12 protein-coding genes are annotated in these 12,559 nt (G+C 65.5%); 4 read left to right on the top strand and 8 right to left on the bottom strand.

What is annotated here, in order from left to right:
* Positions 1 to 199: 199 nt before the first annotated feature.
* A complete protein-coding gene (locus tag AB0L63_RS17940; protein WP_364501607.1) occupies positions 200 to 1,114 on the bottom strand; it encodes a LysR family transcriptional regulator in 915 nt (304 codons plus the stop codon).
* A gap of 88 nt (positions 1,115 to 1,202) precedes the next feature.
* Here AB0L63_RS17940 and AB0L63_RS17935 point away from each other — a divergent pair, with 88 nt between their 5' ends.
* On the top strand, positions 1,203 to 2,444 hold the full coding sequence (locus AB0L63_RS17935; RefSeq protein ID WP_364501604.1) for an MFS transporter: 1,242 nt from the start codon (positions 1,203 to 1,205) through the stop codon (positions 2,442 to 2,444).
* Between the two features lie 116 nt (positions 2,445 to 2,560).
* Here AB0L63_RS17935 and AB0L63_RS17930 read toward each other — a convergent pair whose 3' ends face one another.
* From AB0L63_RS17930 to AB0L63_RS17900, 7 genes are all read right to left on the bottom strand, one after another.
* Complete coding sequence (locus AB0L63_RS17930; RefSeq protein WP_364501601.1) at positions 2,561 to 3,301, bottom strand: 16S rRNA (uracil(1498)-N(3))-methyltransferase; 741 nt, start codon at positions 3,299 to 3,301, stop codon at positions 2,561 to 2,563.
* Between the two features lie 3 nt (positions 3,302 to 3,304).
* On the bottom strand, positions 3,305 to 4,456 hold the full coding sequence (dnaJ, locus tag AB0L63_RS17925; protein WP_364501598.1) for a molecular chaperone DnaJ: 1,152 nt from the start codon (positions 4,454 to 4,456) through the stop codon (positions 3,305 to 3,307).
* A 92-nt stretch (positions 4,457 to 4,548) separates the two neighbouring features.
* Positions 4,549 to 5,580 (bottom strand): heat-inducible transcriptional repressor HrcA, encoded by a 1,032-nt coding sequence (gene hrcA / locus AB0L63_RS17920; RefSeq protein ID WP_364501595.1) that lies wholly within the window; start codon positions 5,578 to 5,580, stop codon positions 4,549 to 4,551.
* Between the two features lie 313 nt (positions 5,581 to 5,893).
* Positions 5,894 to 6,694, bottom strand: coding sequence for an alpha/beta hydrolase (locus AB0L63_RS17915; RefSeq protein ID WP_364501592.1), 801 nt, complete (start codon positions 6,692 to 6,694; stop codon positions 5,894 to 5,896).
* A gap of 243 nt (positions 6,695 to 6,937) precedes the next feature.
* A complete protein-coding gene (locus AB0L63_RS17910; protein ID WP_364501589.1) occupies positions 6,938 to 7,153 on the bottom strand; it encodes a hypothetical protein in 216 nt (71 codons plus the stop codon).
* Between the two features lie 719 nt (positions 7,154 to 7,872).
* The gene (gene hemW, locus AB0L63_RS17905) at positions 7,873 to 9,057 is read right to left on the bottom strand and encodes a radical SAM family heme chaperone HemW (protein WP_364501890.1); all 1,185 of its coding nucleotides are present in this window, start codon (positions 9,055 to 9,057) and stop codon (positions 7,873 to 7,875) included.
* A 65-nt stretch (positions 9,058 to 9,122) separates the two neighbouring features.
* Entirely contained in the window at positions 9,123 to 9,512 is a 390-nt protein-coding gene (locus AB0L63_RS17900; protein ID WP_364501586.1) for an SgcJ/EcaC family oxidoreductase, read from the bottom strand.
* Positions 9,513 to 9,715: 203 nt separating this feature from the next.
* Between AB0L63_RS17900 and AB0L63_RS17895 the strand changes: the two genes are divergently transcribed.
* The 3 genes from AB0L63_RS17895 to AB0L63_RS17885 all read left to right on the top strand — a co-directional run bounded on the left by AB0L63_RS17895 (position 9,716) and on the right by AB0L63_RS17885 (position 12,511).
* A complete protein-coding gene (locus tag AB0L63_RS17895) occupies positions 9,716 to 9,817 on the top strand; it encodes an Ms4527A family Cys-rich leader peptide (RefSeq protein WP_364501583.1) in 102 nt (33 codons plus the stop codon).
* A 133-nt stretch (positions 9,818 to 9,950) separates the two neighbouring features.
* Positions 9,951 to 11,762 (top strand): nitrite/sulfite reductase, encoded by a 1,812-nt coding sequence (locus tag AB0L63_RS17890; RefSeq protein WP_364501580.1) that lies wholly within the window; start codon positions 9,951 to 9,953, stop codon positions 11,760 to 11,762.
* Positions 11,763 to 11,776: 14 nt separating this feature from the next.
* On the top strand, positions 11,777 to 12,511 hold the full coding sequence (locus tag AB0L63_RS17885; protein WP_364501577.1) for a phosphoadenylyl-sulfate reductase: 735 nt from the start codon (positions 11,777 to 11,779) through the stop codon (positions 12,509 to 12,511).
* Positions 12,512 to 12,559: the final 48 nt, after the last annotated feature.

Below are 12,559 nucleotides of genomic sequence, written 5' to 3'. Positions count from 1 at the left end.
GGTCGGGTCGCCGATCTCGCCTTGTGTTCTCAAAAGTGGCTATACCCTGCCTTCCGGTCTCGATTTGCTCGTTGATGAGAGTTTAACGCGCCCCACTGACAACAGGCATTGAATAAACGGCCACCTCGGCCGTAGCGAACGCTTGCGAGTCGCTCGAAATGGTCGGCAGCCTGCCTGGCGATTGCCTGCTGATCGCCGCTTACCGGCGCGGCATCTGGATCCCCCCACGCCGGCGTGCCCAATCCTCAGTGAAGTCACGAAATCGACGCACCGCATCCGATGGCGGAGCGGTCGCCGACCAGATCAGCCCCACATCGCGGACGGCTCCAGCGTCGGCGAGCGGAACGGTCACAATGCCCGATAACGAACCGGCCGCCGGCGTTGGATCTTCCAGCGGCAGCAGCGCGACACCGAGTCCGGCCGCGACCAGTCCGGCGGCAGTGCCCAGATCACTCGATTCGAAGGCGATGCGGGGGCGGATATGCGCGGCGGCGCAGAGCTCGTCGAAAATGCGGCGCATACCGAAACCCGCATGCATGGTGATGAATTCGGCGTCGCCGAGTTCGGCGAAACGGATCTGTCGACGGGACGCGAGCCGATGTTCCGCGGGCGCGGCCAGCGCCAGTGGCTGCGTGAGCAATTTGCGCCAGCCGACGTGCACTGAAGGGCGAGGCGAAACAGTCGCCAAATCCGCTGTGCCGTCGACGATCTGATCGACTACGGCATCGAACGCGCCCTGCCGGAGCGTGAACGAGATACGCGGCGAGCCGCGCCGGAACCCGCCGATCAGTTGCGGGATCAGCCAGCTGCCGAAGGAGGGCTGAAATGATAGGCGGACAACGCCTTTCGCCGGATCGGCGAGATCGGCGACAGCCTGGGCAGCGGCATCGAGTTCGGACCGGGCACGGCGGGCGTGCTCGTAGTAGATCCGGCCGAACTCGTTCAGCACGATGCGTTTTCCGTGGCGGTCGAACAGTTCGACACCCAGGCGACGCTCGAGGCGGGCCAGCATGCGCGAGAGCGTCGGCTGGGCGATGTGCAGCCGCTCGGCGGCCGCGCCGACGCGCTCCAACTCGGCGAGTGTCGTGAACCACAGCAGGTCGTCACCCAGCAAGCGCAGACCTTTCCTTATACGTTCACTGCATTACACAATAGATTATTATTCATTTCCCTTCTTAGCGCCGAGTGCCGATTCTGATGCCATGACCAGCACGGACACCCGCTCGACCGGCACATCGCACGAACGTCGGATCACCACGGCGCTGTTCGCCGCCGGATTGACCACCTTCGCCTCGATGTACAGCGCGCAGGCGTTGCTGCCGAGTCTGTCGGCGGCCTTCGGCGTCGACCCGGCGCAGGCCGCGTTGGCTGTGTCGTTGACCACCGGGCTTCTCGCGTTGGCGATCGTGCCGGTGAGTGCATTGTCCTCGCGGATCGGGCGGACCAAGGTGATGACATGGTCGGCGGTGGTTTCGGCCGTCATCGGTTTGCTGCTGCCGCTGAGCCCATCGCTCGAGGTGCTGCTGACGGGGCGGGCGCTGCAAGGGATCACGCTGGCCGGGGTGCCCGCGGTCGCGATGGCGTATCTGGCGGAGGAGATCGGCGCCGATGGTTTGGGCGCCGCCATGGGTGTTTACGTCGCGGGCACGTCGATCGGCGGGTTGGCCGGGCGGTTGATTCCGGCATTCGCACTGGATCTGGCCTCGTGGCGCTGGGCCGAGGCCACGATTGCCGTCGCGGCGGCCGGTTGCACCGTCTGGTTCGTGCGTGGGCTGCCGCCGTCGCGTGGATTCGTCGCTCGACCCGCCGGAATACGAACCGTGCTCGGCGATCTCGGCACGCCGCTGCGCCACGGCGGGCTGCTGGCCCTGTTCGGATTGGCCTTCGTACTGATGGGCGGATTCGTATCGATCTACAACTTCCTCGGCTATCGGCTGACCCGAGCGCCGTTCGAATTGCCCGCGGCCGTTGCGGGTTCGGTATTCCTGTTGTATCTTGCGGGCACGCTCGCCTCGGCCGCCGCCGGGCGTTGGGCCGATCGCTTCGGCAAGCACCGCGTGCTCACGGTATCCGTCACACTGATGGGCGTCGGTGTCCTGGTCACCATTCCGGACCAGTTGATCGTGATTATCCTGGGGATATCACTATGCACCGCAGGCTTTTTCGGTGCCCACGCGGTGGCGAGCACCTGGGTCGGCGCGATGGCTCCCGGAAACCGCGGCGCCACATCATCGCTGTACCTGTTCACCTACTACCTCGGCAGCGCCATCATCGGCAGTGCGGCGGGCATCGCATATGCGAAGGGCGGATGGGACGGCCTGGCCGCCTGTGTCGGGGCGCTGGTAGCCGTCGCCGCAGTTCTGGTGTGGTATTTGACGATTCACGCCGGCCGGAGCAGCAATGCCGGTGTCGCGTCCCAGCCATGCGCATCGCCGACGGCGTGATGCCGAGCGGTCGCCTTGTGGAGTCACCCGAAGGTCCCAGCGATCGGAAAGCAATGCTGCCGACCGGAGAGCATCGCAGGTTATATCCAGGTGGTCAGTGCCGTCCAGCTCTGACGTCACCAACGAGAGGTCAACGCCCCCAAGGCGCCGAGGGCGACGGCGGCCGCAGTCGAGGTGCGCAAAACCGTTGGGCCGAGCAAGGTTACGTCCGCACCCGCGTCGACGAAGGCGCTCAGTTCCGAATCGTCCAGTCCGCCTTCGGGGCCGACGATGAGCATGATCTCGGTGGACTTGTCGAAGGGAAGTTCGACGAAGCGGGCGGCACCGGATTCGTGCAGTGCCACGACGACTCCGCCCGCGGCGACGCTGCCGCGGATGGTGTCGAGCAGATCACGGGTGTGCCAGAGGTCGGCCACCTCGGGGATGTAGGCGCGCCGTGATTGCCGAGCGGCCGATCGGGCAGCGGCCCGCCATTTCTCGACCGCCTTGTGCGCCTTACCTTCCCAGTTCGCGACGCAGCGGTGCGCCTGCCACGGAACGATGGCGTCGGCACCCGCCTCGGTCATCAGCTCGACCGCCAGCTCGGAACGGTCGGACTTGGGCAGTGCCTGGACGACCGTCACCCGCGGCCGCGGCGGGTCGGACAGCACCCGGTTCCGGACCGTCAACTCCAGCCGGTCCTTCTGTGCCGCAACGACTTCCGATTCGGCCAGCAATCCATTCCCGTCGGACAGCGTGATCGCCTCGCCGACCCGGATGCGGCGCACCGTCGCGGCGTGCCGCCCCTCCGGGCCATCGAGGATCGCGATGGCACCGGGCTCCGGGATGTCGTCGAGATAGAAGACCGTGGCGGCCAACGACTATCGCCCGCTGAACGACGCTCGCAGCCGAGCGAACAGGCCGCTGTTGTGTTCGGACTGCGCCGACATCACCTCGGCGCGTTCACCAGTGCGCATGCCCTTGTACTTGCGCAGCAGATCGGTGCTCTTGGCGTCGAGTTTGGTCGGCACCACGATTTCCAGATGCGCCAGCAGATCACCGCGCGCACCCGAGCGCAGGCGCGGCATGCCGTGGCCGCGCAGCACCGAGATCTCACCCGGCTGGGTGCCCGGCGGAATGGTCAGCTCGGTCGGACCGTCGAGGATGGTGTCGACGACGACGGTGGTGCCGAGTGCGGCATCGACCATCGGCACCCGGATGGTGCAGTGCAGATCGTCGCTGTCACGAACGAAGACATCGTGCGGCTGCTCGACGATCTCCACATACAAATCGCCCGCATGGCCACCACCGGGACCGACCTCGCCCTGCGCCGCAAGCCGCACCCGCATGCCATTGGCGACACCGGCCGGAATCGGCGCGGCGATTTCACGACGCGCCCGCACTCGTCCGTCGCCGCCGCACTTGTGGCACGGATCGGGAATGGTCTCACCCGCACCGCGACAGGTCGGACACGGACGCGAGGTCAGCACCTGACCGAGGAACGACCGCTGCACGGACTGGACCTCACCCGCACCACCACAGGTTTCACAACGCACCGCCTTGGACTTGCCGTTGGTGCCGGAGCCGTGGCAGATATCGCAGAGGATGGCGGTATCGACGGTCAGGTGCTTGGTGACACCGACCGCGCATTCGGCCAGGCTGAGCCGGGTCCGCAGCAGCGAATCCGCACCAGGCTGCACCCGGCCGCGCGGCTTGCGCGTCCCACCGGGGCTACCGCTCATACCGCCGAAGAAGGCCTCGAAGACATCGCCGAGGCCACCGAAGCCGGCGCCGGAGAAGCCCGCGCCGCCGCCGGCCTCCAGCGGGTCGCCACCCATATCGACGACGCGCCGCTTCTCCGGGTCCGACAACACCTCGTAGGCGGTCGACACTTCCTTGAACTTGGCCTGCGCCGCCTCGTCGGGGTTGACGTCGGGGTGGAGCTCCCGCGCCAGCTTGCGGTAGGCGCGTTTGATCTCCTGGTCGGTCGCGTTCTTCGCGACGCCGAGCAGTCCGTAGTAGTCCCGTGCCACTTGAGTTCTCTAGTCCTTGGTTTGCAACAGCATTAGTCGGATGCACTCAACTTTATCCGCCGAAGGATCGAGCGTATCAGCGACGTCACCCCTCAGCGCTCCGCCAGCACCTCACCGATATAACGGGCAACGGCCGCGACCGATGCGATGGTCCCCGGATAGTCCATCCGGGTCGGACCGAGCACGCCCATACCGCCGAGCACCGCACCCGCCGCACCATAGCCGGTCGACACCACCGACGTTCCGCGCATCTGCTCGACCTGGGTCTCCTCGCCGATGCGCACCGTGATGGTACCCGGATGCTGGGCGGCGGCGAGCAGCTTGAGCACGATCACCTGCTCCTCCAATGCCTCCAGTACATCGCGCAGCGAACCAGGGAAAACGAAGTCGGCGGCATTGCGAGTCAGGTTGGCGGTGCCGCCGAGGACCAACCGCTCCTCAGGATGCTCGACCAGGGTCTCGACGAGCACGGTCGAGACCCGCACCAGCACATCCTTCAGCCGCACCGGCGCCCGCTCGGGCAGTTCGGCCACCGCCGCAGAGGCGTCGGACAGGCGCTTACCGTCCATCGCGCCACCGAGCATGCCGCGTAGTGCGGCCAGATCCTGGTCATCGATGAGCGCACCGAGTTCCACCAGACGCTGGTCGACGCGGCCGGTATCGGTGATCACGACCAGCAGCAACCGAGCCGGATTCAGCGCGACCACCTCGATGTGGCGGACCGTGGAAGCCGAGACCGTCGGATATTGGACGACCGCGACCTGGCGGGTCAGCTGAGCCAGCAGCCGAACACCGCGACGCAGCACATCGTCGAGATCGACGCCGGATTCCAGGAATTCCAGGATCGCCCGGCGCTCGGCCGGCGAAAGCGGCTTCACCTCGGAGATGCGGTCGACGAACTGCCGGTAGCCCTTGTCGGTCGGAATGCGACCGGAACTGGTGTGCGGCTGGGTGATGTAGCCCTCAGCCTCCAGCACCGCCATATCGTTACGAACCGTCGCGCTGGATACCCCGAGGTTATGCCGCTCGACCAGGGTCTTCGACCCGATCGGCTCCTTGGTCGCGACATAGTCCGCGACGATCGCACGCAGGACCTCGAAGCGCCGATCCTCGGTGCTCGACATGGGCCCTACCTCCTTGCTCGTCCTCGGGTACGTCATAACGGCCACGTGCGCACCGTCCACATCGCCCCGAATTCGATGCAGGCTACTGGGTACGTCTGTTTATCAAGTCTAATTGCCTACCCGACAATTGCCGTTCGCACACCGTGGCAACCATGGGCGCCAGTCCAGCTCGACGGGCAGCATGTCCCCCAGCGCATCGGCTGGGGCGTCATCTTCGGCCCGGCCGAACCAGGACGGCACCTCCAGTGGTGAGTTCGACAGTGGGGCTCGGTATGGAGGTAGACCGCGTCACGCGCAGGGGGTAAATGATTGGTCAGCGGACCGCGGCCTCCACTACGTCCGCGACCTCCGCCGGGCGCGACACCAGCGACGCATGGGAAGCACCGACCTCCGACGTATGCGCACCCATTCGATTCGCCATGAAGCGTTGCGACGCAGGCGGAATCACGCGGTCGTCGGCCGAGACGAGATACCAGCTCGGGGTCGAAGACCATGAGGGCGCACCGGAGGGTTCGACGTTGGCGGCGACTGCGAGGGAACGTTGATGGGCGACCATGTCGGCGGCTACTTCGGGAGATACGTCCTGGGCGAAGACGGAGTTGAAGTAGTCGGGGGCGACATAGCTGTCGATATTCTTGCCTGCCAAGCCATGTGGATCGTCCACGACGCACAGCTGCAGTGCCGGGGGGAGTAACCGAGTGCCGGGGAAGCGGATCGGATCGATTTCGAGCAGGGCGAATTCGCCTTGTACGGGGGCGAAGGCCGCAATGTAGACCAGCGCTTGGACTTTCGGGTCGTGGACGTTGGTGATGACGAAGCCGCCATACGAATGGCCCACCAGGACAACGGGTCCGGAGATGGTGTCCAGGGTTCGCTGTATGGCCGCGGCATCGTTGGCGGGGCCACGCAGCGGGTTGTCGGGAACAACGACTTGATAACCGTGGTCGCGCAGCGTCGCGGCGACGCCGTTCCAACTCGTGGTGTCGGCGAAGGCACCGTGCACGAGCACGATCGTCGGCAGGGGTTCGGCGGCCGCGGGGGCGGCCGCGAGGATGGGTGTGGAAGCCAGGGTGAGCGCCGCGATGCAGGCGCGGAGACTACGGGTGATATTCATCAGAGTCCTGCCTGTCGTCGTTGATGCTGTCGGCTCCTGATGTTGTCACCTTTCGCCCAGCACCACAGCCGGACAGACCGCCCGCTCGGTACACCGCTCAGCGCGAATGCCGACGACGAACATTCGCGACAGACCTCAGCACGCCGACATCGGGTGCGCGCCGACGCCCGGAAAGCAGCCAGCGATCGGCTCTCGCAATCCGCCGACGCTCACCCGACGAACAACGACATGCAACGCCCGCAGCTACAGCTTGAACCTGGGTTTCGCCATCTTGCCCGCCTTTGCGTCGAGGCCGAGCATGGCGAGTAAGGATTCGCAATCAGCCGCGTTCTCGGCGTGGCTGGCGACCGTGCGGGCGGCTATCGCGCACTGTCGCGCGTTTTCGGCCTTCTCCGCGGCCCGTGACTCGGCGAACTCGCTCTGCTCAGGGATTACAGTGATGTGTCGTGCCGGTGGCATAGGACTCCTTGGGTTGATCCGCAGCCTACGCGCGTTTACCGATCTGTGATAGTGCAACGACAGTATTCCGCTAGCCGGCCCGTAGACATCTGGAGAACTCACAAGCCCAGGTACCACACACTCGGATCCACCCACCAGAACGAGGACGACGTCGCACGTCCCCATCAGACCAACCAGGACCTGTTCGTCGGGTATTCGTCGAAATCGTCAGGCCGGTCCGAAGGCCCGACGGTGTAGTTGTCGTAAGAACGCGGACGGGTTTCGACTGTCGGCAGCGGATCTCATTCGAACGGCCTAAAAATGCTGACGGGAAAGTTACCGGCGATGTCATAGTGCGGTCGAAGAACACTTCCATCGCCGAGGCCGCCACGTCCAGTCACAACACCGTGATAAGCACAGATCCCATCGATGGCCGTCCAGCTGTGGTCTTTACCGATGATGCATTCCCCAATTTCTGCAATGCGGCAATATCCTCGACCGATGGAGTCTTGGAGATTGTTCTCAGTGCCATCCCCGGATCGACTCCGGTCCCCTCGTCATGCGATCAAAGTTCGCGGGGTAGCCGAAAGTTTCGCCAGCGCTCTCGGCGACAAATAGACCACAACGCCTCGACCCCTGAGGGGGTCGCGGGCGATACGGACCACGCGGGGCAGACCCCAAAGCCAAGTGAGCGTCACGACGCAACATACGGCAAAGGCACCGGCAGTAGCGAATACGGCTCAGGTCAGGAGGTCCCGAACCACGCCATCGGCGAGTAGGCGGCCACGGTCGGTGAGGATCAGGCGGTCGTTCGAGCGAATTGCCAGACCGTCGGCGATGATTCGGGTCGCGGCAGCGGATTCGGTTGGGGCCAACTCGTTCAGCGGCAGACCGGTGCGCAGGCGGATGGTCAGCATGACGCGTTCGGTGTGCTGCTCGTCAGCGGTGAGCACTTCCCAGCCCGCCGCGGGAAAGCCGCCACGCGCGACGGTATCGGCATAGCGCGCAGGGTGTTTGATGTTCCACCAGCGCACGCCGCCGACATGGCTGTGCGCGCCGGGTCCCGCGCCGAGCCAGTCGCCGCCGTCCCAGTAGCCGAGGTTGTGTCGGCAACGGGCGGAATCGCCTGCGGCCCAATTGGATACCTCGTACCAGGTGAGCCCGGCCGCATTCAGGCGGGAGTCGATACGCTCGTAGCGGGCGGCGAGCACATCGTCGTCGGGGGCGGGGAGTTCGCCGCGGCGGACCCGACGGGCCAGTGCGGTGCCGTCCTCGACGATGAGCGAGTAGGCCGAGACGTGGTCGACGCCCGCGCTCAGCACCGCGTCCAGGCTCGCGTCCAGATCGCTGTCGCGCTCCCCCGGCGTGCCGTAGATCAGGTCGAGATTCACATGGTCGAATCCGGCGGCACGTGCCTCTTTCGCGGCGGCAACGGCCCGGCCCGGCGTGTGGGTGCGGTCCAGCACCTTCAGCACATGCTGGGCCGCGGATTGCATGCCGAGCGAGACCCGGGTGAATCCGGCCGTGCGGATGCGTTCGAAGAACTGCGGCGAGGTCGACTCGGGATTGGATTCGGTGGTCACCTCGGCGTCGGCGGCGAGGGTGAAGTTCGCGCGCACCGCGTCCAGCACATCTGCCAAGCCATCACCGCCGAGCAGAGACGGTGTGCCACCGCCGACGAATATCGTCGCCACCTCAGGCGTCGCCGTCGGCAGCTCGGCGAACTCGTCGGCCGCCGTCGCCAGTTCACCGCGCAGCGCATCCAGCCAGGACTGCGGCGACGCCGAGGTGCCGAGTTCGCCCGCGGTATAGGTGTTGAAATCGCAGTATCCGCAGCGTGTCGCACAGAACGGCACGTGGATGTAGATCCCGAACGGCCCGCCGCCGAAGTCGTGCAGCACCAGGGCAGGCGTCTCGGCTGCGATCGGGGCGGCGGCGGAACTCACCCCATCAGTGTGACCGCTGCTCCCCCCGGCTGTTGCGGGCGGGTTCAGTCGGCGACGCCGGTGTTCTGGTTCGCGGTGAGCAGCCAGCGGCCGTCCTCCTTGGACATGACGTACATCGGTGAGCCCTGACCGGACAGCTGACCGTCGCCGTCGAAGTAGCGCTGGACCACCTTGACCGCGGCCACATCCGGCCGGATGAACAGCACATGCTCGACCTCGTAGGTCACGGTGCCGTCCCCCATCGCGCCCGGCAGCACCTGAGCGGTGAACTCGGCGATGGCCGCGCGGCCGAACAGTCGCTTACCGCCCCCACTCGTCCAGATGGCGTCCTCGCGGAACAGGCCGACGAATTCGTCGACAAGCTCGTGCTGCTGGGAGTGTTGGACGGTGGTGACGACCGCACGGATGGCGTCGAGATCGGTATCGGTACTCATGCCACCGAGCTTGCTACCTCAACCTAGCTCGAGGTCAAACCGAGCGATCCGGACCATCGGCGACGATCTTGACGAATCATGCGACGCATTCAGCCCGCCAACTATGACAGCCATCACAATCAGCCCGCATAGTCCTGGGGATTTCCCTCAATTTCGCGGGAAATACCGCCGCGCGGCCGGAAGGGCCACTCTGACGTGGCACAATGGGCCACATGCGCGGATCTGGAGTACGACTTGTGGCGCGTCGCCACGTCGACTACAAGCGCGTCTGCAGTGCCTGCTGTCGGCCCGGTTCCCCTCGGTAGCTCAGCGGCGCGCATTCCAGGTTCGCCCGGTGATCCCTCGTATTCGACGGACACCAACCCGCTGACACCACAGACGTGAGTCAGCCCCTCGCGTCTGCAACACGGATGTCACCCACTCAGCAGGAGCGACCCTATGACGTCGAGCACCGACTCCGGTCCCACGGATCAGCCCCAGCCGGAATCCGGACCCGGGCAGCACGCACGCCCGGCCCGCCCGGCCTTTGAACGACGCGTCCGTCCGGACCGTCCGCGGACCGAGGCACCGACGGGCCCCCGGGTCCGTACCGGTAAGCCGGTGCGCCGCAAGGCCGAGGGTCAGTGGGCGCTCGGCTACCGCGAGCCGCTGAACCCGAATGAGCAGTCCAAGAAGGACGACAACCCGCTCAATGTCCGGGCCCGGATCGAGAACGTCTATTCCAAACAGGGCTTCGACAGCATCGACAAGGGCGATCTGCGCGGCCGGTTCCGCTGGTGGGGTCTCTACACCCAGCGCGAACAGGGCTACGACGGCACCTGGACCGGTGACGAGAACATCGACATTCTCGAGGCCAAGTACTTCATGATGCGTATCCGCTGCGATGCGGGTGCACTGAATGTCGCACAGCTGAAGACCCTCGGCCAGATCTCCACCGAGTTCGCCCGCGACACCGCCGACCTGTCCGACCGCGAGAACGTCCAGTACCACTGGATCGAGGTGGAGAACGTCCCCGAGATCTGGAAGCGGATCGAAGGCGTCGGCCTCCAGACCACCGAGGCGTGCGGCGACTGCCCGCGTGTGGTGCTCGGCTCGCCGCTGGCCGGTGAATCGCTGAACGAGATCATCGACCCGACGCCCGCGATCGAGGAGATCGTGCGCCGCTACATCGGCAAGAAGGAGTACTCCAACCTGCCGCGCAAGTTCAAGACCGCGATCTCGGGCCAGCAGGATGTGGTGCACGAGATCAACGACGTCGCGTTCGTCGGGGTGAATCACCCAGAGCACGGCCCTGGTCTGGACCTGTGGGTCGGCGGCGGTCTGTCGACGAATCCGATGCTGGCCCAGCGCGTCGGCGCGTGGGTGCCGCTGGACGAGGTGCCCGATGTGTGGGAGGCCGTCGTCTCGCTGTTCCGCGATTACGGCTACCGCCGCCTGCGCACCAAGGCCCGGCTGAAGTTTCTGATCAAGGACTGGGGCATCGAGAAGTTCCGTCAGGTGCTAGAGGACGAGTACCTGAAGCGCAAGCTGATCGACGGTCCCGCGCCGGAGCAGCCGAAGAAGCCGATCGATCACGTCGGCGTGCAGCGGCTGCGCAACGGGCTCAACGCGGTCGGCTTCTCCCCCATCGCGGGCCGGGTTTCGGGCACCGTGCTGACCAAGGTCGCCGAGGCGGCGGAGAAATACGGCTCGGACCGGATCCGGTTCACCCCATACCAGAAGCTGATCGTGCTCGATATCGCCGACGACAAGGTCGACGCGCTGATCGACGAGCTGGAACCCCTTGGCCTGCAGGCACGTCCGTCGCTGTGGCGCCGCAACCTGATGGCCTGCTCCGGAATCGAATTCTGCAAGCTCTCCTTCGCCGAGACCCGCAAGCGGTCCCAGGCGCTGGTGCCGGAGTTGGAGGAGCGGCTCGCGGATCTCAATGCGCAGCTGGATGTTCCGGTGACCATCAATATCAACGGCTGCCCGAACTCCTGCGCGCGTGCGCAGATCGCCGATATCGGCTTCAAGGGGCAGCTGATCGATGACGGCTCCGGGAATCACGTCGAGGGTTTCCAGGTTCATCTCGGTGGCAGCCTCGGCTTCGACAGCGCCTTCGGGCGGAAATTACGTCAGCACAAGGTGACCACCGATGAGCTCGGTGACTACATCGAACGGGTGGTGCGCAACTTCATCAAGCACCGCGAGGACGGCGAACGGTTCGCTCAGTGGGCGGTTCGTGCCGACGAGGCCGACCTTCGGTGAATGGGAGAACCAGCGTGACAACGGATCAAGTAACAACGGACCTGCCCGCGAAGCTGCCAGAAGACGAATTGCGCGCGCTCGCCGAAAAAGGCGCGGCCGAACTCGGACCGAACGCCACGGCGCTGGACTTGCTCCAGTGGACCGAGGACATCTTCGGCACCGGGTACATCGTCGCTTCGAATATGCAGGACGGCGTGCTGGTTCACCTTGCCGCCCAAGTGCATTCGGGTGTGGATGTGCTGTTCCTGGATACCGGCTACCACTTCGCCGAGACCATCGGCACCCGCGATGCGGTGGCGGCCGTCTACGGCGTGAACGTGATCAATGTGCGTCCGGAAAATACTGTGGCCGAACAGGATCAGCTGCTCGGCAAGGATTTGTTCGCCCATGATGCCGGTGCATGCTGCCGGTTGCGCAAGGTTGTGCCGCTGAAACGCTCGCTCGTCGGTTACAACGCCTGGGTCACCGGCATCCGCCGCGTGGAGGCCCCGACCCGGGCCAACGCCCCGCTCATCTCGTTCGATGAGGCGTTCGGACTGGTGAAGATCAACCCGATCGCCGCCTGGTCCGACGACGAGATGCAGACCTATATCGAACAGCACGGCATCCTCGTCAATCCCCTTGTCGAAGAGGGCTATCCGTCCATCGGCTGCGCTCCGTGCACACAGAAGCCGGAGCCGGGTTCCGATCCGCGAAGCGGCCGTTGGGCCGGCCTCGCCAAGACCGAATGCGGGTTGCACACAGCATGACCGAGTCAGGGCCCGAAGAAGGCAGCCTGCGTAACCACGGAGGGCCCC

The sequence above is a fragment of the Nocardia sp. NPDC051990 genome (assembly GCF_040680755.1).
Classification (GTDB): domain Bacteria; phylum Actinomycetota; class Actinomycetes; order Mycobacteriales; family Mycobacteriaceae; genus Nocardia.
Note: the sequence above shows the minus strand (reverse complement) of the source record. Positions and strands in the feature narration are given on the sequence as shown.

Coding starts and splice junctions, on each gene's coding strand:
- AB0L63_RS17910 (WP_364501589.1), bottom strand. CDS start 7,153: ATGCCACCGGCACGACACATCACTGTAATCCCTGAGCAGAGCGAGTTC.
- AB0L63_RS17895 (WP_364501583.1), top strand. CDS start 9,716: ATGGGCCACATGCGCGGATCTGGAGTACGACTTGTGGCGCGTCGCCAC.
- AB0L63_RS17900 (WP_364501586.1), bottom strand. CDS start 9,512: ATGAGTACCGATACCGATCTCGACGCCATCCGTGCGGTCGTCACCACC.
- AB0L63_RS17915 (WP_364501592.1), bottom strand. CDS start 6,694: ATGAATATCACCCGTAGTCTCCGCGCCTGCATCGCGGCGCTCACCCTG.
- hrcA (WP_364501595.1), bottom strand. CDS start 5,580: ATGTCGAGCACCGAGGATCGGCGCTTCGAGGTCCTGCGTGCGATCGTC.
- AB0L63_RS17935 (WP_364501604.1), top strand. CDS start 1,203: ATGACCAGCACGGACACCCGCTCGACCGGCACATCGCACGAACGTCGG.
- AB0L63_RS17890 (WP_364501580.1), top strand. CDS start 9,951: ATGACGTCGAGCACCGACTCCGGTCCCACGGATCAGCCCCAGCCGGAA.